General features: G+C 65.8%; 22 protein-coding genes, 1 tRNA gene and 1 pseudogene. 10 read left to right on the forward strand and 14 right to left on the reverse strand.

What is annotated here, in order from left to right; genetic code table 11:
* The first annotated feature begins 439 nt into the window (after nucleotides 1-439).
* Nucleotides 440-964 (forward strand): ATP-binding protein, encoded by a 525-nt coding sequence (locus ABZ851_RS05555; protein ID WP_361122540.1) that lies wholly within the window; start codon nucleotides 440-442, stop codon nucleotides 962-964.
* 252 nt (nucleotides 965-1216) lie between these two features.
* Here the strand turns inward: ABZ851_RS05555 and ABZ851_RS05560 are convergent, their stop codons facing one another.
* Nucleotides 1217-2611 carry a transcriptional regulator gene (locus ABZ851_RS05560; RefSeq protein ID WP_336052316.1) on the reverse strand — a complete coding sequence of 465 codons (1395 nt, stop codon included), beginning with the start codon at nucleotides 2609-2611 and terminating at the stop codon, nucleotides 1217-1219.
* A 414-nt stretch (nucleotides 2612-3025) separates the two neighbouring features.
* Here ABZ851_RS05560 and ABZ851_RS05565 point away from each other — a divergent pair, with 414 nt between their 5' ends.
* Nucleotides 3026-3775: a hypothetical protein gene (locus ABZ851_RS05565; protein WP_361122544.1), complete on the forward strand. Its 750-nt coding sequence runs from the start codon at nucleotides 3026-3028 to the stop codon at nucleotides 3773-3775.
* Between the two features lie 191 nt (nucleotides 3776-3966).
* Nucleotides 3967-5094 (forward strand): hypothetical protein, encoded by a 1128-nt coding sequence (locus ABZ851_RS05570; RefSeq protein ID WP_361122547.1) that lies wholly within the window; start codon nucleotides 3967-3969, stop codon nucleotides 5092-5094.
* Between the two features lie 33 nt (nucleotides 5095-5127).
* Here ABZ851_RS05570 and ABZ851_RS05575 read toward each other — a convergent pair whose 3' ends face one another.
* Nucleotides 5128-6195, reverse strand: coding sequence for a pentapeptide repeat-containing protein (locus ABZ851_RS05575; RefSeq protein WP_361122550.1), 1068 nt, complete (start codon nucleotides 6193-6195; stop codon nucleotides 5128-5130).
* Between the two features lie 426 nt (nucleotides 6196-6621).
* On the opposite strand from ABZ851_RS05575, the gene ABZ851_RS05580 reads away from it, so the two are divergent.
* Entirely contained in the window at nucleotides 6622-7158 is a 537-nt protein-coding gene (locus ABZ851_RS05580) for a hypothetical protein (protein ID WP_361122553.1), read from the forward strand.
* Nucleotides 7159-7298: 140 nt separating this feature from the next.
* On the opposite strand, the gene ABZ851_RS05585 is transcribed toward ABZ851_RS05580, so the two are convergent.
* The 3 genes from ABZ851_RS05585 to ABZ851_RS05595 all read right to left on the reverse strand — a co-directional run bounded on the left by ABZ851_RS05585 (nucleotide 7299) and on the right by ABZ851_RS05595 (nucleotide 9785).
* Nucleotides 7299-7387, reverse strand: a tRNA-Ser gene (locus ABZ851_RS05585).
* A gap of 405 nt (nucleotides 7388-7792) precedes the next feature.
* Nucleotides 7793-8293: a hypothetical protein gene (locus tag ABZ851_RS05590; protein WP_361122556.1), complete on the reverse strand. Its 501-nt coding sequence runs from the start codon at nucleotides 8291-8293 to the stop codon at nucleotides 7793-7795.
* 469 nt (nucleotides 8294-8762) lie between these two features.
* Nucleotides 8763-9785 carry a hypothetical protein gene (locus ABZ851_RS05595; protein WP_361122559.1) on the reverse strand — a complete coding sequence of 341 codons (1023 nt, stop codon included), beginning with the start codon at nucleotides 9783-9785 and terminating at the stop codon, nucleotides 8763-8765.
* A 137-nt stretch (nucleotides 9786-9922) separates the two neighbouring features.
* Between ABZ851_RS05595 and ABZ851_RS05600 the strand changes: the two genes are divergently transcribed.
* On the forward strand, nucleotides 9923-10228 hold the full coding sequence (locus tag ABZ851_RS05600) for a helix-turn-helix transcriptional regulator (protein WP_361122562.1): 306 nt from the start codon (nucleotides 9923-9925) through the stop codon (nucleotides 10226-10228).
* Nucleotides 10221-10745, forward strand: coding sequence for an ImmA/IrrE family metallo-endopeptidase (locus ABZ851_RS05605; RefSeq protein WP_361122564.1), 525 nt, complete (start codon nucleotides 10221-10223; stop codon nucleotides 10743-10745). The genes ABZ851_RS05600 and ABZ851_RS05605 overlap by 8 nt, the downstream gene beginning before the upstream one ends.
* Before the next feature lie 566 nt (nucleotides 10746-11311).
* Here ABZ851_RS05605 and ABZ851_RS05610 read toward each other — a convergent pair.
* A pseudogene (locus ABZ851_RS05610) lies at nucleotides 11312-11613 on the reverse strand (hypothetical protein); the annotation flags it as partial.
* Between the two features lie 221 nt (nucleotides 11614-11834).
* Here ABZ851_RS05610 and ABZ851_RS05615 point away from each other — a divergent pair.
* From ABZ851_RS05615 to ABZ851_RS05625, 3 genes are read left to right on the forward strand one after another with little or no spacing between them, the layout of a single operon-like run.
* Nucleotides 11835-12068 (forward strand): hypothetical protein, encoded by a 234-nt coding sequence (locus ABZ851_RS05615; protein WP_361122566.1) that lies wholly within the window; start codon nucleotides 11835-11837, stop codon nucleotides 12066-12068.
* A complete protein-coding gene (locus ABZ851_RS05620; protein WP_361122569.1) occupies nucleotides 12065-12568 on the forward strand; it encodes a hypothetical protein in 504 nt (167 codons plus the stop codon). Before ABZ851_RS05615 ends, ABZ851_RS05620 begins: the two co-directional genes overlap by 4 nt.
* Nucleotides 12546-12914, forward strand: a complete 369-nt coding sequence (locus ABZ851_RS05625; RefSeq protein ID WP_361122572.1) for a hypothetical protein — start codon at nucleotides 12546-12548, stop codon at nucleotides 12912-12914. The genes ABZ851_RS05620 and ABZ851_RS05625 overlap by 23 nt, the downstream gene beginning before the upstream one ends.
* A gap of 89 nt (nucleotides 12915-13003) precedes the next feature.
* Here the strand turns inward: ABZ851_RS05625 and ABZ851_RS05630 are convergent, their stop codons facing one another.
* Nucleotides 13004-13780: a hypothetical protein gene (locus tag ABZ851_RS05630; RefSeq protein ID WP_361122575.1), complete on the reverse strand. Its 777-nt coding sequence runs from the start codon at nucleotides 13778-13780 to the stop codon at nucleotides 13004-13006.
* Nucleotides 13781-13951: 171 nt separating this feature from the next.
* Here ABZ851_RS05630 and ABZ851_RS05635 point away from each other — a divergent pair, with 171 nt between their 5' ends.
* Entirely contained in the window at nucleotides 13952-15025 is a 1074-nt protein-coding gene (locus ABZ851_RS05635; RefSeq protein WP_361122578.1) for a hypothetical protein, read from the forward strand.
* 265 nt (nucleotides 15026-15290) lie between these two features.
* On the opposite strand, the gene ABZ851_RS05640 is transcribed toward ABZ851_RS05635, so the two are convergent.
* The 7 genes from ABZ851_RS05640 to ABZ851_RS05670 form a co-directional block, all read right to left on the reverse strand.
* Nucleotides 15291-16334, reverse strand: coding sequence for a serine hydrolase domain-containing protein (locus ABZ851_RS05640; protein WP_361122581.1), 1044 nt, complete (start codon nucleotides 16332-16334; stop codon nucleotides 15291-15293).
* Nucleotides 16335-16415: 81 nt separating this feature from the next.
* Complete coding sequence (locus ABZ851_RS05645) at nucleotides 16416-17516, reverse strand: glycosyltransferase family 4 protein (protein WP_361122584.1); 1101 nt, start codon at nucleotides 17514-17516, stop codon at nucleotides 16416-16418.
* On the reverse strand, nucleotides 17513-18049 hold the full coding sequence (locus tag ABZ851_RS05650; protein ID WP_361122587.1) for a deoxycytidine triphosphate deaminase: 537 nt from the start codon (nucleotides 18047-18049) through the stop codon (nucleotides 17513-17515). The genes ABZ851_RS05645 and ABZ851_RS05650 overlap by 4 nt, the downstream gene beginning before the upstream one ends.
* Nucleotides 18046-18585: a dCTP deaminase gene (gene dcd, locus ABZ851_RS05655; protein WP_361122590.1), complete on the reverse strand. Its 540-nt coding sequence runs from the start codon at nucleotides 18583-18585 to the stop codon at nucleotides 18046-18048. Before dcd ends, ABZ851_RS05650 begins: the two co-directional genes overlap by 4 nt.
* Nucleotides 18582-19805, reverse strand: a complete 1224-nt coding sequence (locus ABZ851_RS05660) for a metallophosphoesterase (protein ID WP_361122593.1) — start codon at nucleotides 19803-19805, stop codon at nucleotides 18582-18584. The genes dcd and ABZ851_RS05660 overlap by 4 nt, the downstream gene beginning before the upstream one ends.
* On the reverse strand, nucleotides 19802-21124 hold the full coding sequence (locus ABZ851_RS05665; protein ID WP_361122596.1) for a UDP-N-acetylglucosamine 1-carboxyvinyltransferase: 1323 nt from the start codon (nucleotides 21122-21124) through the stop codon (nucleotides 19802-19804). Before ABZ851_RS05665 ends, ABZ851_RS05660 begins: the two co-directional genes overlap by 4 nt.
* The gene (locus ABZ851_RS05670; protein ID WP_361122599.1) at nucleotides 21121-21564 is read right to left on the reverse strand and encodes an ATP-binding protein; all 444 of its coding nucleotides are present in this window, start codon (nucleotides 21562-21564) and stop codon (nucleotides 21121-21123) included. Before ABZ851_RS05670 ends, ABZ851_RS05665 begins: the two co-directional genes overlap by 4 nt.
* Nucleotides 21565-21705: the final 141 nt, after the last annotated feature.

The raw sequence follows: 21705 nt of genomic DNA on the forward strand, positions 1-21705 counted from the left end.
GGCACGAAGCCACGAAATTCTCACCCCACCCGACCTCACCTCTCCCTCCTCTCTCCTCATGCACGCAAACGGATGCCGCAATTCCGAACCGCCGCGATTTCTGGTAGATTCTTGCCGCCCGAACTCTGGCACCCCTCCGCGCATTACCGGGAAATTCCATTACCGGTAATGCGCAACCGTTTTTTTATGGTGATAGTATTTCGCTTCCCCATATCCCCGCCCCGCTCCCGGCGCTGCGCTGCGCGCCTTCCCGGGCGGACGCCCCGAATGCTTGAATTATCGGGAAAGAGCGAGGTCAGAAAGCGGCCCGGTACGCACCGGAGGCGACGCGGCGCACTGCGAAGGCCGCCGCCAGGGCAGATCGAGCGATGGCGCTGGCCGTGTTTCATGAGGCGAAAGCGGCATCGAGGTCCATGAGGCACGTACGAAAGGGGTAGTCATGTTACCCACCACAACGCATGCGGCCGAAGTTATGGTGACCGCCCGGCATATCGTGAGCTGGCCCCAGGAAAGGGCAGCCTTGATTCCCGCCGACTGCTGGCGTTCCGTGCAGTGCGTGGTATTTCGTCTGCCGGCGGTGAAGCGGGCGGTGCCGATCTGCCGGAACCTGGTCCACGCCTGGCTCGACGGGCAAAGCATCCATGACGACGACACACGCTATCCGGTGTTGCTCGTCCTGTCGGAACTCTTCTCCAATGCCATTCAGTATTCCGCCAGCAGACACATCACCTGCCGGATATGGAGGTCGGAAAGTCTGCTGCACATAGAGGTGCACGACCGCGGCGGGACCCCGTCGGTCCCCCGGATGCGACGCCCGGGCCAGGCCCAGGAGCACGGCCGCGGCCTGGAACTGGTCGCCCAGTCCTCCTCGCGCTGGGGCCGCAGAACCGAGGCTGACAACGGCTGCACCGTATGGGCCGCGATACCACTGACCACCGGTGTGCCCAGCGGCCTGGCGCCGTAACGCACCCGCCCCGGATCCGGCCCGGCGGCCGCCCGGGGCTCCACCGGGCGACATCCCCACCTCACCCACCCCCACCCCCAAGCGGCCGGCCGGCCGGGCCGCCACCGGCGACCGGACACCACCGCCGCGCCGCCCCTCCCGGGTGGCTCCCTGCCGCCGACGGCCAGGCAGGCACCGGCTCCGCACCACCTCCCCGCGTGACGGAACCAGCCGGCCGGCCGTCGGCACCGCATGACGGGCACCGGACGCACGTCACCGCGGCACCCGCACGCCGCTCTCCTGGACCAGTGCGTCCAATTCGCGCACCGGCTGCGCGTCACCGTACGGCCGCAGCTCGTCCCTGAAGTTCTGCAGGTACCGCTCACCGAGCGCCGACTTCAGCCGGCTGAGCAACGCCACCGCCTCCACGGCGGCCCGGCATGCCTCCTCGACGTCACCGGCCTGCACTAAGGCCGAAGCGAGCAGCAGCAGATCGATGGCCCGTCGGCGCACCCGGGTCCGTGGGTGCCGGGCCAGCGCCTCCTCGGCCCGGCGGGCTGCCGGCCGCGGCTGCTTCAGATCCCGGTAGCAGTGGGCCAGTTCATCCGCCAGATAGGCCCGGTCGAAGTGCGCGATCCATTCGGGACTGTCCCCCGGAACGACATGCCCCATGGCGTCCGTGGCTTTGTCCGCCAGTATTTTGCACATCCGCGCGTCCCCGAGCATGGCGTAGCCGCGGGCCTCGGTGGCGTAGAACATGGCCTGGGCGGCCAGCGGGGCGCGCCCCCGGGTGCCTTCCTGCGCGGCCCGGGCGAGCTGCACCGCCTCCCTGGAGCAGCCGGCGCCGACGGCGAGATGACTCAGACCGGCCGCCAGCACATAACCGCCGTAGCAACGGTCGTCCGCGGCCTGCGCGAGCCGCAGCGCCTGGATGTAATAGCGCTGCGCCAGGCCCGGTTGCCCGGTGTCCAGCGCCGTGTACCCGGCGAACTCCGTCAGCCGGGCGGCCGCGGCGAACAGCTGCCGCCCCGTGGTCTCGCCGTAACTCCCCTCCATCAGCCCGGACAGCACGCTGCTGAGGCACGAGACCACCACCGGCCGCACATACCCGCTGCCGACCCGGTGGTCGAGTTCGGCCAGCGCCTGGGTGGTCGCCCGCACCAGCTCCACATCGGTCATCCCCACCCGCGGCCCCAGCCGCCAACTGCGCGCCACCTGCGGGTCAGGCGAGCTGATCAGCCAGTCCCTGCTGGGTTCCACCAACGCCGAGGCGGTCATGGCGGAACGGGACAAGAGCCCCCGGGATTCGGCGTCCATGTGCCATAGTTCACGGACCTGCTCCAGCGCGTCCTCCACGGTCGCAGCGAAGTGCAGTCCCACCCCACACGTCACGCTGTTGCCGTTGGCCATACCGATCTCTTCGGTCGAGACCGTACGGCCCAGCCGGCCGCTCAGTGCCTCGGCGATGATGGCGGGAACCCGGCCGCGCGGCCGCTGACCGCCCAGCCACCGGCTCACGGAAGTCTTGTCGTACCGCAGATCCAGGCCCTGTGCCTCCCCCAGGACGTTCACCTGGCGGGCCAGAGCGGAGTTGGACAGCGAGGCTTCCTGGATGAGGGACCGCAGTCGCTGGTTGGTCTGACGCGCGACGAGTGGTCGGGCGGCCATGGTTCGCCTCCAAGCACATGCCGCCAACGCTGCACGTTGGCATATCCAGAGAGAACGGGATGGAACAGTCATTACCCAACAAGCGGGACTGAATCGCGATGACCAAAGTCAAGTAGCCACCTGGGCGTTGCGCCCAGTAGCGCAGGCGCACCCGGGGGCTCCAGCCACCCTCCACTCACGCTGGACTGTCCCCCACGCCCCCCACCGCCCCTCCAGCGCCCACCCCTCCACCCGGCGCACAACCCACCCCACCGCGCGCCGGGCGGGTGACTCACGGCCGGGGCCGACGAGCCGCGACTCCGCCGGCGCACGAGGGGCGACCACGGATCACGGACCACGGACCACCTGCTGCGGACCACGGACCACGGACCACGGACCACCGATCAGAGATCACGGACCACGGAGGCCCCACCCATGAGCGAGGAAATCAAGCCGCTGCTGGACCCCCTCGCGTCCCTGTCCCGACAGGCCGCCGCATATGACTGGGCGGCCAACGGGGCGCTGACGCTGGACCGGCGCTACCGGGAACGGCAACTGCCCCTTCTCCACGACCGGGCCAGAGCGCCGCTCGGCCCCGAAACCGGCGCGGCCGAGTACTGGCCGCCGATCCGGTCGGCAGTGATCCCCCTCGACGGCCGCCGGCTGGCGGCTGACCCCGCCGTCACCGCCTTCCTCGACGACCTCCGCCACAGTGACGTCGCGCCCCTCGTCTGGTGGCCGGGACTGGCCTTACGGGCCGACCGCATGCACGCCACCCTCGCCGGAGGACTCACAGAAACCCCGGAACTCCTCGCCGGCCCGACCCCGCACATCGAAGTGATCGTCCGCGGGCCGTGGGTCGGACGGTTCAACACGGGCAGGATCTACCTCCCCGTACAGGCAGCCGACACGGAATCCGCAACCGCCCTCGCGCACCTGCGCACTCGGACCGGCGCGCCCCATCGCCCCCTCCTGGCCGGCTACCTACAGCTCACCGACGACGTCACCGGCACCCCCTACCGGCAACTCCGCGACCTCGTGACCACTCACCAGAGCCGCATCGCGGTGCGCCTACCACTGACCGAACTCTGGCTGATGGACACCATGGACGACCTGGTGCTGCGCTCCCACCTCACCACCCGCATCCCGTTGTTCGGCTCCGTGGACAGCGTTTCTGCGTCATGATCAGGGAATGCATCTCCAGGGGGGCGGCGCCTTCGGACCGTTGGCGCGTCAGCTGCCTTGCGGACCGGTCGCCGGAAGGTGAAGACCCGTGCCGGCCGACGGGAAAGCAGGAGGCATCCGCGAAACCGAGCCGGATGCCGCAGTCAGAAATGGTGATGGGGGTTCAGGTCGTGCCTTCGGGGAGCCATCGTATGCGGGCCATTGCCGCGTACCGCGAAGTTGTCAACGAAGCATTGGCGGACTTTGATGAGCTTCCGGGGGTTGACGCCGCTCACCGCCAGGCCCTGCGAAGCGAGGTGCGGCGCATTGTTTCCAGGCCGCGTGCGCTGAGGCGTTATTACACGCGGCTGTGGATGCCCTACATCCTCCTCGGCCTGCTGATCGCCACGGCAGTCCTCGCGGTGGCGACGCATGCGTGGATCGAGCTTTGGGGCGGCGGTGCGGGCAAGTCGCTGGCCATCGGTGCCCTCTGCGGGCCGGTGTTCTTCTTCGGTGCCGCAGGACTGGCGCAAGGTATCGGATATTTTGATGCCTTTGTACGGCCCTTCTTTCTCTCGCTCATTCTCGCTTATGCCGCCATCATGACCACTTATCCCATGACGAAGGAAAAGAGCCTCGTTCCGGTTGCCGGGATCGCCCTGTTCTCCCTGTCATTCATAGTGGTATTTACTGTCTTCACGGCAATTGTCGGCATGGTGAGAAGAGGGCGCCCTCCCCTCACCAACAGCATCTACGCCGTGGCGGCAGCGCAGATGCTGGAGGTGGCCTCTCTGGTCTCGCAAAGTTGCCCGGAGTGGCGTTCACGCAAAGATGCCAGGTATCTCATTTCTGAGATCGAGCAATTGGCGCGCACCTGCGAAGATTCACTTTCCCTGCGCTCCCGGATCGGGATGCAGCACCGTGACGTCTTCACCGAAACGGCGGTCGAAGCCCTCCGGATAGCTCATGTGGTAAGGCAGCACAAGAAAATAATTGCGTGCGCCGCCAGCGCTGACGACTACGAGCGAGTTGCCGTTTCGCTTTCCAACGGCTTGCATGCGCTTCTCGTGAACGACCGGAGCAAACTGCTCGAGAACGCCCCTGATGCGGTCCTCAAGCAGCGTTTGAAGCTCATAGCTCGGCACCTGTTTCCCGTCCTGCTGCTGACGGCGGCAGCCATCGCTTTGCCGTTGGTGCCGCCCATCTCCGATCAAGCGAAAATCGCGGACAGTGTGAGGTGGACCTTCATCGTTGCGGCTGTTCTGGCGCTGATAGCTCCCCGGAGTGACTCTTCCGCCAAGATTCTTGATGTGCTGGGCAAGTCAATGCCATCGAAGTAGCCGGAGCGCTCGCTGATCGGCGAGTTCCCCCTGTCACCGATCGCCCGCCTCGCACCATTCGATACGCTGCAGGACCACGGCGTTACCGGCCACTGCTGCCGGCAGTCTCGTCGATCGGTAGATGCGCGCTCTGGCCACTTGCGCGGGATTCAAATACCTGTACGCGGACTTTCCGCTGGACACGGCGAGGTCTGCCTCCCTCAGGTCCGCGCGCCGGAGATCCGCATCGCCGAGGTCCGCGTAGAGGAAGCCCGCCCCACGGAGTACGGCACCACTGAGCTTGGCTTCTCGAAGGTCAGCCGATTCCAGGTCCGCCACCTGGAGGTCGGCGCCCCGCAGATCCGCGCCCCGCAGGTCGGCGCCTTTCAAGTCGGCGAAACGGAGATTCGCTCCGCGAAGGTCCGCCATCCGCAACACGGCCCCACGAAGGCTGGTTTCTTCGAACCTGGCCTCCCTCAAATCCGCGGCCCGCAGATCCGCCTCACGCAGATCGGCACCTCGGAAGTCCATGCTGCGCAAATCAACCCATTCATCGGACAGGTTCCGTTTCGGCCGCCTGGCGATCACTGACAGCGCTGCCCTCACATCCTCGGGCAGGAGTACCGATGGGGGATCCGCGCTTTTCTTCGCGAAGTCCGTGGACCGGTCGTCCGCCCCGACGTGATAGGTGCGTGCGTACGCGGCAAGGACGCTCACGATCGTCACGTGATCCTTCGCGGAGTCGTGCATGATGCGCTCCAGGGCATAGATCCCGCCGAGTCGTTCGGTGCGGCTGTCGGAGCCCAGCAGTTTGATCGCTTCCACGTAGCGATCGGTGACCTGCCCTTCGCGTTCGATCTCGGCCTGGACTCGGTCCTTGTCCCGTGTGTGCTGCAGCGTGCGGTGTGTGTAGTACAGGCCGATCGCCGCTATGGCGCCGGCCCCCAGGGCAGCCAGCGTGGTGCGGAAGCCGGTGATCACCACGCCGTCCGCCGGCTCGAGGCGCCGCGTGCGCAGATGGCTTCCGTCCAACCACCAGGGCCCGCGCCATAACAGCAGCGAAAAGCCAAGAATCACAGTGCCGAGGAGCAGAACACCCCCGAGCCGCTTCATCAGCTTCATGCCGGACATCATGTCGGCGTCCTGTCTTTGACGGGGTTGGTTCGCCCGCATCCACGCGGGCGAGTGCCACGTCAGCGGAGCGGTCAGCTGATTGTCCGAAAGCGTGCGCAGCGAGGTGGGCAACCCTGGGCCACGGCTCCGGAAGCCCCCGGCGTATGGCACATCTCCGCAGATCAGCGGCTTGAAAATGCTTCGCGGGAATCTCCCGTCCCTCAATTGGCCATGCGTTCAACGCCACTCGTACCCCACCGGAGTCGGGGCGCGCCCGGCCTTCCGACGGATGCCTACTTGCGCCGTTCGTTGCTTCCCCGCACGGTTTTCGTTGAATGCTGCTCGGCACTCACGTGCCGCGAGGGGGAGGGGCGGTAGTTCGTGGGGACGGTGCCGGAGTGGGCGGAAGAGGCATTCGGAGACGCAGCCGGGCAAGTGGCCGGTCTGATCCCGGCCAGTTTGGTGCGGGCCCACGCCAGGGCGCGCAGCGCGCACGAAGGAGTACACACCCAAACTCTGGAGGCTTACGGCCACGGGCTCTACGCCGCTCAGTACGAAGAGCTGGCAGCCGGCCTTTCCGCGCTTCCCGACGCCGTCCCGGTGCGCTTACAGGGCCGAACGCTGATGATCCTTCGCGACCACGTCATATACCCCTATTGCTATGCGAAGAAGGATGTCCCCGTTACGGCCGCGCGGTTGCGCTGTGTCACCGGCTTCCGCGCGGAGTTGATTCGCAGGCACGGCCCGGAGCCCATGCAGCAGGCATTCGATCTGGGCCTCGGTGATCTCGACGAGCCGGAAGTCCATCCCGACCTCACCTTGCTCTCTGAAGACATCAAGCTTGTTCTGGTCGCCTACGCGTGTTCCATGGCTCAGGGAGTCATGCGCGTCGAGTGGGGGTCGGCGGAACTGCGCCGGGAGGACCGCTACCTCATCTGGCACCACCATGACCCGCTTGATCTCGATCACTAGCCGGAACTTCGGTCCGCAGGCAGGTGCCCTCAGGCGGCGCTACGGCGGGTGGCCGCTTCGGTATCCGTGCCCACACCCGCCCTGACCCGCACCTGCCCTGACCAGCAAAAAGACCCTCCCGAAGGGAGGGTCTTGGAGGGCGCCCCCGGCAGGACTCGAACCTGCGGCCAAGTGCTTAGAAGGCACCTGGTGAGAGAGTGAACAGTAGGGCTCTGAGCTGGACGGATGCGAGAATTCCACTAGCTAGCAGTCCAACTTTCGACGTTTTCGGGAAGCGCCCATCAGAACGTCCCCAGGAAGAGCCTCCTGTCGGATCCGAACCGACAACCCTCGCCTTACAAGTTGGTCGAATTTGCGATCGGGGATGCTGGATCATGCTGTGTGGTGCTCGGCCCAGTATGTGATGGCTCACGCTCCACCATCAGCTCGCGCATGACGGACGGCTGATCAGGCAAGTGGCGCGGTTGCTTAGCGTATTTCGGGGGGGACAGGCGACCACGCCTTGAGTGGTCCTCGGAATGGGGCGCGAGCCTCACTGATGCCGGGACACGGGCCGGTGGGGCAGCGCCCTCGGGCTGGGGGCGCCGGAAAGGTCAGCGTCTGTCTCCCGCGGCTGCGCCCAGGAACGTTGGAGTCACAGATGGCGGCGCATGGCCGCGATGCAAGTAGTCTTGGCGGCGTTGGATCTATCCCGAGAGTACGCCGTGCCAAGGTTCATCCCGTTGTCGGATGTGATCGGCGGGTGAAGCCATGCCACGCTCATTTGGACGCCTGCTTCCGCCCGAGCGGTGGCGACAAGCGCGGCGTATGGACCAGCTACCGAGGAAGCTTCGATCTGTAGCCATGCCTGGTGAAACGCCATGCGTGCCAGGATGGAGCTGACCTCGTCGGTCAATTCCCGACGTACTTCTGGAAGGTCAGGCCGCCGGCGTATGCGGTACGGCATCTCCAGGTATTCCTCGACTGCGGTCAGAGCCTCGGCGAATGTCTTGGACCGTCGCTCCCTTCGCACCGAGCGTTGATTGAGGGCGTAAGTGACGTACACGCCGAGCAGCGCGACGAAAGGCACAATCAGGGCGGTGGTCTGCGCCCATGACCAAGCGCTCGACCTCTCCGCTGCCGAGACGATCTCCACGCACCACTCCCAGGCATGCCGTGCGGCGCATCCCTCACCAGCCACCGACCACCCTGCTCACCCCCGGTGAGGCGCCAGTAGTGCTCAAGGAACAGATGCGTACGAACGATCTCGATGAGATCGAGAAGCCCGTTCTCGCTTGTCCACCGGTGCTCCTTAGGATCGTACGGGTGCCAGAGGCAAAGGGCATCGTCCCGGAAGTACCGGTGCTTCGAAGCTGCACCTGGATTCGCGTGCACGCGGGGGAAGTTACTTGGGTGAAGCCCATAGGTGTCGTACGGCGGATCTTCGAAGAAGCGGATCTGCACATCGATGGGGTGGACTTCGCCTACCACATCGAGTTCTGTGACCTTGTAGGTCAGCAGCCCGGAGCCGTACGAGTGCTGAAGCTCCCCTCCAAAACGGTGGCGCGCATTCCGCTCCAGTGGGGCCCACCATGCAGGCTGTACCCCGTACCAGAGGACCATGGTTACGCTGCCCAAGCGCGCGTCGTGGTTACCCCGGGGGTGACGAGGCCGAGGCCGGACGAGGCGCTGCCAGTCGTACTCACACTGTGAACGAGACGGGCGGCCTCTTCCTCGGCGGAGTTGGCATCGGGGATGATCTCCGGCATTACCTGGTGTAGCACGTGCTGAGCACTGAGCGGGCGCCCTGCCGATTCGTGATCGATGGCGAGATCGATGTAGTCCTTGGCAGTCCGGAGGCGCTTGCGCACTTCCTTGATCGGTAGGCCGAGTGGGATCTCTCCTGCAATGCCGGCGGGGTCAGCAGTAGGGCCCTTTTCGAGCTCTTCCACCGCATGGGTAAAGAAGACCTGCAGTGCGTTGATCAGGGGCATTGGAGCATCGATGCAACCCAGCCCGAGCGCCTTGATGTTCCAGGAACAGAGAGGCTTGCTGTGGGTGGAGTTCCAGTGCTTGAGCAGCCTGACCATCCGCGCGAAGACCATGTTGGTGTCCGCGATGGCCGTGTGGATCATCTGCGTATGTCGAACCGGGTCGGCTCGGTCCCACTTCGCCGCGATCTTGTTGTTGGGGATGTACAGCCCCTTCCCAGAGGGGTGCGGGATGGCTGTCATGACATCCGCTGTGAAGTCCTGCTGGCCCTTGGTTACGGGGGCACCGAACCGCACGAGTACTGCGCGGCGACGGCCCATCACCTCAATCGTGAGATTGGGGAACTCGTCTTCCAGGTCTTCACGGATTGCATCGCGCGCCCGCTCCATCAGCGGCAGAGCATCCCTCCCTTCGGGCCCGTAGCCCTCAGCGGCGGCTGCTCTGAGGATGACGCCGAGGTCAACATCGGTCAAAGGCGTGTTCGCATCGCCGTGGGCGACGCTGCCGTTGAAGTAGCAGATCGAACCAGGGAACGCTCGCCGCATGCATGCGGCGAGCAGGCCACGACGGCGCTTAGCTTCGGCGAGTTCGTCGTCGGTCACTTGAATCATGCGACGGCCGTCGTTGAGCAGTGTCGCGAGTGGCTTCTTCTGCATCAGGGCTTCCTTCCTGTCGTTCCCTGGCCCAGAAATTCCCTGTGCTCCAGTCTGCCAAACTCTGCTCTGATTCCAGTTTCGCAAATACCGTTTGGGATAGTGGAACCGGCCATGACGGTGCTCCAGGATGGGAACTGATGGACTATTTCTATGAGTGCTTCGGAGATCGAGTGCGACGGGCCCGTACAGCTCTTGGCCTGAACCAGCAAGCTTTGGGAGATGCCGTCGGGCTGAATCGGACATCAATCAGCAACATCGAGAAGGGGCGTCAGCGAGTCGCTCTCCACATGCTCTACGAGTTCGCCGCAGCCTTGCGGGTGGAACCGGAGGCGCTCCTGCCTGTCCCAGGTAACCAGTCGGACATTCTGGACGCGGTACCCGAAGACGCAAGGCTATGGGCCCAGCACGTGCTGGCGAATGCTGAGGAGGTCGACCATGGCTAGACGAGCCGAGGCTCGCGCGGCTCAACTGCTCGCTGACTGCGGGGCGTTCTCGCCGCCCGTGGATATCGAGCAGCTCGTGAGGCATCAGGGCGCAATGATCTCCAGGAGTTCATTCAAGGACGGGGACGTCTCCGGGATGCTGCTCCGCCGTGACGGGCAGCCGCCAGTGATTGGGGTCAATGACTCCCAACCACGCCTTCGTCAGCGCTTCACGATCGCCCACGAGCTCGGGCATCTTGTGTTGCACCCGGGGCGGGAAGTTGTTCTGGATCGGCCTGTTCGAATCAATCTGCGAGATGGGACGTCCAGCACAGCTACCGATCGCGAAGAGATCGAGGCGAACGCCTTCGCTGCCAGCCTCCTGATGCCTGCCGACATGGTTCGCGAACAGCTCATGCGGCTGCCCTCAGCGATCAGGCAGGACCCCGACCGGTGTACGACCGCGCTTGCGGACCTCTTCGACGTAAGTGGTCCAGCCATGGGGTTTCGTCTGATCAATCTTGGTTTGGTTAGCTGAACCGGTGAGCGGTGCGGCCAGCACGCAGTAGCCCGGCCGTAGACCGGCCCAGAAGTATCACTTGGAAACACCTGCAAGATCCGACCCACCCGATGCCAGCCGCCCACGAGGATCGCGGAAAGCACTGAGCAGCCAAGCACCATCCACGGTCGGAGGTCCGCGCTGATCCCCAGCGGCTGCATACATGCGGACGCGGCGACCGCTGCGCCCATGGCGGTGAGGATGGCGAATGCGATGTGCACTGACTCCCTGAGAGTTGTGCGCGCGGTGGAGATGGGCGACACCGAGTTGAGGGCTCCCTCCGGGAGCATTGCGCCGACCCTGCCTTCAGCGCATCGCTCACTAACCGCGATAAGCATGGAGGCCAGCTCTGTCAGGGCCTCTCGGGGCTCTGCATCAACACGCAGTAGCTGTGCGCGAAGCGCGCCGGCCACCAGAGCGGCGTGCTTCTTCGCGGGCATACGTCTGAAGGATCGCCGGGGACATGACACTGGCACGCAGGGCGAGGCGGCTGCGAACCGGAGCATTTCCGCAGGCGTCGTAGCGCTGCCTGCCACTGACCGGGTTCAGCCGACGATCTTGGCGAAGGGCTGGTGCGGGTCTGAGGAGAGGATCCAACGGGGGCCGGACGGGGTTTCCTCGATGACAAGGCCGACTGCTGGAGCTGGTCGCGGATGGCGCCGGCGGTCGCGTAGTCCTTGCAGGAGCGGGCGGCCTGGCACTGTTCCAGTACGAGCCGTAAGAGGGAGTCCACGCCCCCGTTCAGGTCCCCGCCGTTCTCAGCGCCACCGGGCCAGCGCTCGTCGAGCGGGTCCAGGCCCAGCACACCGCGCATGGCGCGCAGTTCGGCCATCCGGGCCAGTGCGGCGGTGGGCAGGGACTCCAATCTGGGGCTCCCCGGTGTCGGATTCCGGACCCTTCGGTAGCAGACTGTGCCTCTTGAGAGCGATCGTCTGAGCTCGTGCGGTGATGTGTGGCGAGGCCAGATGTTGCCTTGACAGGCCAGCCTTTGGGCCTCGTTCTGCGCCCTCAACATCCCTTGATGGATAGGGTTCTACCGAGCACTCAACGGACTCAGGGGGAACCGTCATGGCCGAGATAGTCGCTGCCTTCATCGGCGGAGTGTTTGCGCTCGGAGCCGCCGTCATCACCGTGCGGTGGACACGCTCACGCTCTACTGGCGACCCCGTTCCTGCCCCGGAGCCCCCTGCTAGCAATGCGCAGTCGGACGGCGTCACCATCAACGCCTCTCACGCCGGGCAGATCATTGGGACAAACAATGGCACTGTGTCGCAGACCAACTATCGTGACGGCAAGCGGTGAAGCTGCCGACGATCAGCGCTGCCGCCTTACTGGGGCTGGCTCAGGCTGTATTTGCTGTGGCCCTCGCCGTCCTGGTGGCCTTGTTCTCTATCGGAATGATCGGTGAACAGTTCCCCGATGCGCTCCCAGCCGTGGGACGGTTCCTGGAACATTTGGTTCAGCTGTCCTCTGACGAGTACACCGCAGCGTTCATACGGGATCGGCTCCTCGTCTTCGCTGTTATCGGCGTGGCTTTCGTCCTGTGGGTCACGCACAAGTGGCCCACATTGGTCAAAACGATTGGGCAGGCGCTCAACCCGTTTGCTCGGGTGGGGGTGGCCGCTGTCTCGGCTGTCGCCGCCGTCTTGGTCGCGCTCATCCTGGCTGGCCCGCTTGGCCAGGCCAAGACGAAGGGCGAGTGCACATCGTCCTTCCGACTGCGCCTGGACGATGCGCCCTCCCTGGTGAGTAACACCGCATGTGGTGGGGGGAGGGGCGTTGGCCGCGCACACCGCCATTGACCAATACATCCAGACCAACAACGGCAGTGTCTATCAGACGATCATCAACGGTACGGGGGTCGATGAGGAGACCAAGCAACAGGTACGGCGTCTGGCGGTCTCCTCGCCCGAGATGATGGCCAAGCTCGATGCGATGCTGAAGGAGTCGGGCGACGTGAAGGCGGCCGCAGCGCTGGTCCGGGATGCTAGCGACATCCTCACAGGCAAAGGGGGCTCGTCGGCTCTGTTCACCGATGCGGGCGACGACCCCATGTTTCCCGGCAAGGGGGAACGGGAGCTTCGGAAAGCGATAGCCGGCCCCTTCTTGGTGCTCGTCGTGGTCGTCACCCTGATCCTCTGGCTGTAACGGGCCGTCGCAAAACTGATGCGCAACGCCTTCTCCTGGCGCGGGCTGCCGCCACGCCAGCGTCCGAGTCGGACACGCATTCGGGATGCTCAGTTGTCCATGTGCCGGGTCATCATGATTCGCCGCGCCAGTTCCTCAGCTTCATCAGCGCTGCGTACGTATGAACACACGACACAGGCGCCCGATCCGACGCCGGCGCCGAACGGATCGATGCCACTCATGGCTAGGGCCTCCCATCCGCAAACGGGACACGCATCCAGCGCGACGCCATCGTTCACGGCTCCAGGTGCGATGACGACAAAGTGTGGAGCAGCCTTGGCCCGCCGCTCAGCTTCCTCATCCCCGATCAGCTCCAGGTAGTCCGAAGCACGCAGCCGGTCGTGGCGCTGCCGGATCTCTTCCTTCACCCAATCCGACTCTCGCTGCTCGTCTGAGACTTGCAGCAAGGCGGCGTGGGCATCGAGTTCGAGGAGTGCATCGACGTAGGGCCGTCGGAGCTCACCTACTCCTCGGGCATGCCGGATCGCCGCGGTGTGGTCGATTGCTTCCAACAGCGTCTTGCACTCGACTTTGACGTCAAGCGCACCATCCGTGCCCCGGAGAATCTGCACGTCATCCTGGCCGGGGCGCTTCTCTGCCCTGGCCTTGGCTACCTCGATCAGGAACCGAGCCGACTTCACGGCCCCGTTCTTCTTGAGCTCCTCACCAGGCCACTGGTGAGCAACAATCGCGGCCAGCCCGCAAGACAGCGCTTGGTCGAAGATCGCGGCCGCGCCGGGGACCTCGTGGTCCTTCTCCAGCACAGCGGCGAGCCGCCCGTACTGTTCCGCTCTGTGCCTCTGCATCTCCTGCGCGCCCAATTCCATGCAGAGTTCGACTCTCGAAACTGGAGAAGAGTTGTAGCGCGCCCCTGATTGCCGTCGACAGCACGGCGCAAGCGCGGAGGCACCCTCCCATCCTGCACTGGGGTACGTCATGTCCATTGCGTATTTGGTGAAGTGCATGTGCGGTCCCCACTTTGATGGCATCATCGCGGCATGAGGGCTTGGAATCACGCCAGGCGCACCCGTCGCGTCAGGGGCGCGGCAAGCAGCGAGATCGAGGGTCTGCAGCAGAGTCTTTCACTGCTTCTTCCTGATCGGTCAGTTCCGCTGCGCGTCAGATTAGCGCTGCGCATTTTCGACCGATATCGGCGCACTGCCAGCCTGGTCAATTTTGCGTGTGGCTTAGTGGTCGGCCTCTGGTGGCCTATCCCCATAGTGCTCGCGATAGATGATCGCCCAGGTTCCGCTCGTACATTATGTGCGAAGGTTGTCACAGTATTCGAGGAAGTGGCGAAAATCGAGAATCCGGGCAGCATGATTGAGGGGTGTATTCGTCTATTCTTTGCTGTGCTTTTTCTCGCTTCGCTCTATTTTGCACTCGCGTTGGGGCCGCTCGTCCTTAGTTACCGAGTGAGTCGCGGGTATTCGGGGCTGCCAATTCCTGGCAGGCGGGCTGTGAGATTTCGTTGGCGTAGTCTAGTTACGGCAACAGCTGTTTCCGCTTTAGCTGCTTGCGCCAAAGTGATTGGGAAGACCGGCGAACGGAGAATCCTGGTACTGCATGCTCTTGCTGCGGAATTGGGAATGGTTCGTTCGGCGCTCGCTTCCTTGCCGCGCTTGGACTATGGCCCACTTTCCGGTAGGCGTCGCCGTAGAAAGCACGTGGCATCGCATGTGCGGCAGGTATCGGCGAGACTTGAGCAGTTTGAGATGCGGATTGAAAAGATATCGGATGATGATGTGAGGCGGCTCGGTCTCGTCCTGTTTCTCATCTCTGAAAGAGTTTCGGATCGGCGATACCTTGAGCTAGCTGGGGATGATTTTCTTTCAGGGGTCGACGCGCAGGATCGCGATCCGCTCCGATTGGCTATCGGGGCAGGTCTCTGTTTGATTCTCTCAAGCGCAACGGTGGGCGTGATGCATCTGCTCGGTCTTCCTGACGGGATCCAGCCTGTTGCTATTGGCGTTTCGGTTATCATTTCAGCGGTTATCGTATTTCGGGGGCGAGCCTTGGAGAAACTTGAGTCCTTGGGTCTCCTTGGGGGAGGGCGGGAGCAGCGGCCGTAGTCGTTGCGACGTTCGCATGGGAACGGTGTGTCACTGCCTCATGTAGGGGCCGCGACAGAGCATCGAGACTGGCAGCGGCGACTGAGCAACGCCCCCAGCCGTTCCCCGAGGGAACGAGTCGTCTGTTCCTTGGAGGAACGGCTGTCTTGTTCCCTTAAGGATCGGTCCTTCGGCATCCCGTGTTTGCTGGCCCGGATCGGCCTTCTGATGGCCGCGGTACACCAGGCCCCTCATGCACGAGATGGGTTCGGGCTGCGCAGCTTCTTCAACTGAAGATCAGGCTGCGGAAGGCATTGCGGATGCGGGTCAATGGTTCGCGTTCGCGGGTGTAGTAGAGCTTGTTTGTCAGCAGGACGGCCCAGGTTCCCCGTTTGGGGGAGATCCACATGCCGGTGCCGGTGAATCCGTAGTGCACGTAGGCGCGGTCGGCGGGGTCGGTGCCGGGGGCGGGGTGCCAGAAGAGACCGCGCACGGGCTCCAGGGTTCCGGTCTGGACGCTGAGGGACTCCTCGACCCAGCTCGGCCCGAATCCCGGCGCTGCGGGGGCGGTCGTGGGGTCGAGCATGTACCGCAGGAAGCGGGCGAGGTCGTCGAGGACGGAGAAGGTGCCGGCGACGCCGCAGACGCCGCCGAGGAGGCGGGCGGAGAAGTCGTGGGCGGTGCCCTTGAGGTGGCGGCCGGTGCCCTCGTCGAGTTCGGTCGGGGCACAGCGGACGGACAGCTCGGGTAGCAACGGGCCGAAGCGGGTGTGGGTCATGCCCAGGGGCTGCCAGATGCGGGTGCGGGCGAGTTGGTCGAGGCTCTGGCCGGAGAGGTGTTCGGCGAGGTAGCCGAGGATGAGAGCGGCCCGGTCGGTGTATTCGACGGCCTCGCCGGGCGGCCGGTGCAGGGCTTCGTGAAGGACGCCAGCCCGGATGGCTGCCGGGTCGGTGCCGTAGAGGTTCTTCAGCTGGGCTCGCAGTGGTACGCCGGCGGTGTGGGTGAGCAGGTGGCGGGCGGTGACCTGGCCGAGGGGGTGGCCTGTGGCTTCGGGCCAGAAGGTGCCGAGGGGTTCGTCGAGCGAGAGGGAGCCGTCTTCCCAGAGGGCGCCGACTGTGGACCAGACGGCCAGGATTTTGGTCAGACTGGCGACGTCGAAGACCGTGTCCGGCCGCATGGGGGTGTCCGGCTCGGCGGGGTCGAGGGCACCGGCGGTACCTCTGGCGTTGATGCCTGTGGCGTTGCCGGTGGCCCACACCGCGCCGGGGTAGACCTTGTCGCGGACACCGTCGGCCACGAGCTGCTTGATCCGGTCGGCGCTGTCTTCCATGAACATCTCCGATGTCGCGATGCGGGCCGCCCATCAGCGTAGTGACGCGGGCGTGCCCGGCCGGGGAACGTGGCGGGGTGGTCAACTGATCCGGTGGCCGAGCTCGGTCAGGGCCTTGGCCGTGGCGCTGAGCGGGTAGCGGGCGGCATTGCTCCGCCCGGCCTGCCGCACGGCAGCGCGCAGCCCGGGGGTCGTACGAAGGCGGTCGACGTCTCGGGCAACGGCTGCGGGGCGGGTGAAGTCAGTCGCGATGCCGGAGGCGGCGAGCATTTCGGCCAGGCCGGGGACGGGCTGGTAGAGCACGGGCAGGCCGCAGGCTTGGGCTTCGAGGGCGACCAGTCCCATGGCTTCGAGGGTGGTGGAGGGCATGACGAGCAGGTCGTGGTCGGTGAAAGTTCTCCACAGCTGTGGGCGGCGGAGCCAGCCGAGGTACCGGATCTTGACGCCGGACTGCCGTACGACGCGGCTGAGGGTGCGGAACTGGTCTGGCGGAGCGGCGATGCTCAGCTCGACGTCCTGTACGGCCGCCAGGGCCAGCAGCAGGTTCTCGGCGCCCTTCTCTGGTGTGAGCCGCCCGGCGTACAGCAGCCGGAAGAGACTGCCTGACGGACGGGGTGATCTGTGCGACGGGTGGGCCAGGAGTCGGTCGGGGATGCCCCAGGGAATGTGGGTGATCTTCGCGCGGTCGGTGGTAGGCGCGATGCGCAGGAGTCGGTCTGCCATGGCCGGTGTCGGCACGACGATGGCGTCGGCGAGCCGCACGGATTCGGTCAGCACTTTGTGCTGGTGGCGGTGGGCTTCGGCGAACAGCAGATCGGTGCCATGCACGAGTGCGATCCGCGGGTGCTCGCGCAGCGCCCTGATCAGCGCGGGGGTGCCACCGAAGGTGAGGTGCTGGAGGTGAAGGACGCCGATGTGGTCCGGGTCGATTGCCTCGGCCAGGGACCGTTGGAGGGCTGCTACGTAGCGGTGGAAGGCCGGGCCTTCGAGACACTTGCCGACGACTGGCAGCAGGTCGAGCCCGGCGGGCAGTCTGGGGCCTGGTCGGCCGGCGGGGGCGAGCATGAAGGCACGCGCGGGGATGAGGGGCCTGTCCCCGGTATAGAGGTCGAGGAAGAGTTCGACGCTTCCGCCGGGGCTGGGGAAGGGGAGGTCGAGGACCGTGGCAACCTCAGCGCTCATGGCTGGCCTCCGGAGATCTCCTCGTACAGGCGGGAGGTCTCGATTCCCTGGCTGGCTGTGTACTTGAGGCCGTGCTGCTGGTAGCTGGCCGCAGCGCCGAGGGGCTGTAGGAAGACGAGCTTGCCGAAGGTCATGCCGGGATAGATGCGGACTGGCTGGCTGGCGCGGATTTCCAGGGTCCAGCGGATGGCGTGGCCTTGGTGGCCGAGTGGGGCGGAGACGTGGACCCAGATCCCGAGGGCGCCGGTGGTGCGGTCGCCGTTGAGGAGCTGTGCGTAGGTCTCCGATCCGGTCTTCTCGTGGGTGACGCCGAGGTAGAGCACACGGGGTTCCAGGACGAACCCCGTGCGGGGGATGGAGATCTCGGCGGACGAGGTTGGGGTGGCGGCGTCGAGGTCTCCGTCGCAGATGCGCAGGTCGTTGCCGAGACGCCAGTCGTAGGCATTGGGGGAAAGCCTGTCGGGGTCGTACGGGTCGATGGTGATCTCGCCCGCGGCGTGGGCTGCGGCAATGGCGGGGCCAGTGAGGATCACGGCGCCACAGCTTCCAGTGGGGCGACGTCCCGCCAGTAGGCAGAGGGTCTGGGCCCGCTGGCTGCCTGGTACTTGCCGGAGTACGGGGTGATGGGCCCGACGGCGACGAAGAACATGATCTGCCCGATCTTCATGCCCGCGTAGACGCGTAAGGGGCGGATGGGGGAGAGCATCAGAGTCCATTGGCCATGGAAGCCGATGTCGCCGATGGGGGCGGTGATCTCGACGAACAAGCCGAGCCGGCCGACGGAGGAGCGGCCGAACAGGAGGGGGACGAAGGTGTCGGAGCCGACCTGTTCGACGGTGTGGCCCAGGTAGAGCTGGCCGGGTTTGAGGACGTAGCCCTCGGCGCCGATCTCGATGCGGTGGGTCGGGTTGGACCGGTGGGCGTCGAGGACAGGGGCTTTGTAGGTGAGCAGGGTCGGGCCCAGGCGGACGTTGTAGCTGTTGGGGTTGACCTGCGCGGCGTCGAAGGGGGTGATGCGCAGGCGGCCGTCGACCTCGGCTGCGGTGATTTCGGGGCCGGTGAGGATCATCGGTGAGGTCCTTCGGTCAGGATCCGCTGAAGGGCCTGGCGGAGGCGGAGGCCGGCTTGATGGGTGCGGCCGTCCAGGTAGCTTTCGGCGAGGTAGTCGGTGGACAGCACGGTCGGCAGATGCGGCGGCAACGGTGCCGGTTCGGTGATCAAGGGGCCTGCGCTCTTGGTGAGGTGGGTCAGCAGCGCGCCAGGGTTGTCTCTCAGCGCTGCGGGGACACGGGTGTGGACGAGCTGGTTGTTGAAGGGCTCGATGGTGAGGAGGTCGCCGAAGGTGAGGACGTCGTCGAGCTGAGTGGAACGCAGGGCGGTCTCGTTGAGGATCACGGCTTCGGCGCCGAGGGCGGTGTGGAGCCGGGTGGCGAGGCTGGAGAGGAGGCGTCGTCGATCGAGAGTCTTGCCTCGGTACGGGTCGGCGATGGCGCCGATCGGCAGGGCCAGGCGATCTTTGAGGTCCTCGATCCGGTCATGGGCGGAGGCGAGTTGGGGCGGTAGCGCTGCCGTGCCGGTCGTGTCGGGGAAGCGGGCGGTGTGCCCAGTCCATCGTGCGGGGGTCGGTCCGGCGAGGGCGTAGCCGACGCCGAGTTCGCGGCTCTTGAGGACGAGGGTCTCGCCCAGATGGATGGGGCCGTACTGGTTGCTGTGGCAGTGGCCGGCGAAGATCACGTCGAGGAAGGGGCAGGCTGCGGCCAGTTCGAGGTCCTCGTCGAAGCCGCTGTGGCTCAGCACGACCCAGGCGTCGACTTTGTGGTGGTGCGCCAGCATTACTTCGCGCAGGGCTTGGGCTGGTTCTGTGACGCGATGACCTGCTCGTTGCTCGATGGGGATGGAGTGGAATGCCTGCGAGCCGATGACTGCGGTGATGGCGACGCGCTGTTCGCCGATGTGGGTGGTGTGCAGGCGGCGAAAGAGGGTTTGGCCGGTGGCGGCTTCGATAGCGTTCGCGCACACGGTGATGTCCCGGAGCGGGGATTCGAAGTGGTGGATCCAGCCGTGGTTCCCGGGCGCGATCACGTCGTAGAGGCCCAGGAGGATCGCTGCCTCGATACGGCCATGACCGAGGCGGTAGTAGCCGCTGCCTTCGAAGAAGTCGCCGCAATCGACGATCAGCGTGTCCCGCCGGATGGCGTGCAGGTGGGTCAGCATCGGCAGGGCGTTGTCGAACGAGGAGTGGACATCGGTGGTGGCGGCGATCCGTTGCAGTGCGCGTGGACCGGTCACGGGGTGACCTCGCAGATGTCGGCGCCGAGTGCGAGCAGCTTGGTGGGAAGGTCGGCGTGGCCTCGGCGGAGCTGTTCGAGGCCGCCGAGGGTCGTGACGCCGCTGGCGGTGAGGCCGGCGATGAGTAGGGCTGATCCGGTGCGGATGTCGGTGGCCTCCACTCCCGTGCCGGTCAGCTGCTGTGGCCCGGTCAGGCGGCACTGGGTGGGGGAGGTCTGGTGGATGTCGGCACCTAGGCGAGCGAGCTGGGGGATCAGGTTGCTGTGACGCCCGGGGTTGATCGCGTCGGCGAACAGATGGGTGCCGTGCAGTCCCAGCGCCAGTGCCATCAGCGCGGGTTCGAAGTCGGCATCGAGCCCGCGGGGAGAGAGTGAGGCGATGGCTCGCAGGGGCTGGTGGGTGGGCCGAGTGCCCTTGGCACGGACGTTGAGGGCGTCGTGCTGGGCGTCGACGGGAATGCCGAGCCAGCGCAATGCGGCCACCATCGGTGCCACGTCCTTGCTGCGTACGCCCTCGACGCGGCCGTTTCCACGGGTGGCAGCGATGGCGCAGGCCAAGGTGCCTGCTTCCACCTTGTCACCGGGGACTTCCCAGGCCACCGGCTCCTGTGATGCGGAGGCGGGCGGAGTCAAGGAGAGAACGCGCTCGTCGGCCCGTGTCTCCCAACCGGCCACCTGGAGCGCTTGCAGGACGCTGATGACTTCGGGCGAGAGGTTGGGCTGGCCCAGCCGCAGCGGTCGCCCGGCGACGACGGCGCGCAGTATTGCCGCGATGCTCGCGCCGCGGGAGCGGAACGGCAGCATCACCGACACTGAGCCGGTGCGGCTCTCACCGGCTTCGACGCTGTAGCCGTGGTCGTTGACGAGCGTGCGGTCGCCGAACGCCTCGTACACCTTGAAGTGCTGCTCCATTCCGCGGTCACCGATCCGGCAGCCGCCCGGCCACGGCAACACGGCCCGCCCGTGCACGGCGAGGAGAGCCGGAACCAGGTAGTACGAAGCCCGGATGCGAGCGGCGGTTTCGTGGAAGTCCGGCGCGATGTGCACACCGTCGCTCGGCAGTACAAGGGCCGTGTCGGGCTTGCCGACCGGGTGGGTGATGCCGTGGCCGGCGTGCTGGAGCAGGATGAGCATGGCCTGGACATCGTCGTTGGCCGGGACGTTGGACAGCTGGACGGGCCGGCGCAGTACGGCTGCCGCAGCGAGGAGCGGCAGGGCCGCGTTCTTGGAGCCGTCGACGGTCACGGTCCCGGAAAGCGGCGGGCCGGGACGGATGGCGATCACCTCGGAGGTAATGGCTGGTGTCCGAGCGGTTGTCACGGTCGTCTCCTCGGAAGTGGAACGGGTAGTGCGACTTCGGGACTTGAGACTGCTTGGAGGCGGACCTCCGCCCAGCACCGCTTGCCAGACGCGGTCGGTTCGGTGCCGTACCGGTCGGCCAGGGCCGCGACGATGGACAGGCCCCGACCGTGCTCGTCGTCGTGGCTGGGCGACCGGGTCCGGGGCAGATCGCGACTGCTGTCGCTGACCTCGACCCGAATGGCGTTGCCGTCACAGCGGGCAGTCACGGTGACTGCGCCGGGACCTGCGTGCTGCACGGCGTTCGAGAGCAGTTCGCCGGCCATCAGCTCAGCGACGTGCAGTGGTTCGCTGCCGGCAGGCAGGCCCCAGTCGCGTATCGCGGCGACGAGCCGCTGCCGCGCGGACGCCGCGGCAGCGGGTGTACCGAAGACAGACATGCGGATGTCGTGCACTTCCATGAGTGGCCTCCTGGATGGGTGCGGCTGCTCCACGCAACCGCTCCAGGAGCAAGCGGAACCAGTCCGTGTGCTGGGGCTGCATCACTTATGCACGAGCTGCATCACAGCCAAGTGCCTCTCCATTACGCTCGGTTGAGCAGG

Source organism: Streptomyces sp. NPDC047049 (assembly GCF_040643995.1).
Classification (GTDB): Bacteria; Actinomycetota; Actinomycetes; order Streptomycetales; family Streptomycetaceae; genus Streptomyces; species Streptomyces mooreae.

Bases quoted from the DNA above. Each gene is read 5' to 3' on its own strand.
- ABZ851_RS05555 (WP_361122540.1), top strand. From the start codon at position 440: ATGTTACCCACCACAACGCATGCGGCCGAAGTTATGGTGACCGCCCGG.
- ABZ851_RS05560 (WP_336052316.1), bottom strand. From the start codon at position 2,611: ATGGCCGCCCGACCACTCGTCGCGCGTCAGACCAACCAGCGACTGCGG.
- ABZ851_RS05565 (WP_361122544.1), top strand. From the start codon at position 3,026: ATGAGCGAGGAAATCAAGCCGCTGCTGGACCCCCTCGCGTCCCTGTCC.
- ABZ851_RS05570 (WP_361122547.1), top strand. From the start codon at position 3,967: ATGCGGGCCATTGCCGCGTACCGCGAAGTTGTCAACGAAGCATTGGCG.
- ABZ851_RS05575 (WP_361122550.1), bottom strand. From the start codon at position 6,195: ATGAAGCTGATGAAGCGGCTCGGGGGTGTTCTGCTCCTCGGCACTGTG.
- ABZ851_RS05595 (WP_361122559.1), bottom strand. From the start codon at position 9,785: ATGCAGAAGAAGCCACTCGCGACACTGCTCAACGACGGCCGTCGCATG.
- ABZ851_RS05600 (WP_361122562.1), top strand. From the start codon at position 9,923: ATGGACTATTTCTATGAGTGCTTCGGAGATCGAGTGCGACGGGCCCGT.
- ABZ851_RS05605 (WP_361122564.1), top strand. From the start codon at position 10,221: ATGGCTAGACGAGCCGAGGCTCGCGCGGCTCAACTGCTCGCTGACTGC.
- ABZ851_RS05615 (WP_361122566.1), top strand. From the start codon at position 11,835: ATGGCCGAGATAGTCGCTGCCTTCATCGGCGGAGTGTTTGCGCTCGGA.
- ABZ851_RS05630 (WP_361122575.1), bottom strand. From the start codon at position 13,780: ATGGAATTGGGCGCGCAGGAGATGCAGAGGCACAGAGCGGAACAGTAC.
- ABZ851_RS05635 (WP_361122578.1), top strand. From the start codon at position 13,952: ATGAGGGCTTGGAATCACGCCAGGCGCACCCGTCGCGTCAGGGGCGCG.
- ABZ851_RS05640 (WP_361122581.1), bottom strand. From the start codon at position 16,334: ATGGAAGACAGCGCCGACCGGATCAAGCAGCTCGTGGCCGACGGTGTC.
- ABZ851_RS05645 (WP_361122584.1), bottom strand. From the start codon at position 17,516: ATGAGCGCTGAGGTTGCCACGGTCCTCGACCTCCCCTTCCCCAGCCCC.
- dcd (WP_361122590.1), bottom strand. From the start codon at position 18,585: ATGATCCTCACCGGCCCCGAAATCACCGCAGCCGAGGTCGACGGCCGC.
- ABZ851_RS05670 (WP_361122599.1), bottom strand. From the start codon at position 21,564: ATGGAAGTGCACGACATCCGCATGTCTGTCTTCGGTACACCCGCTGCC.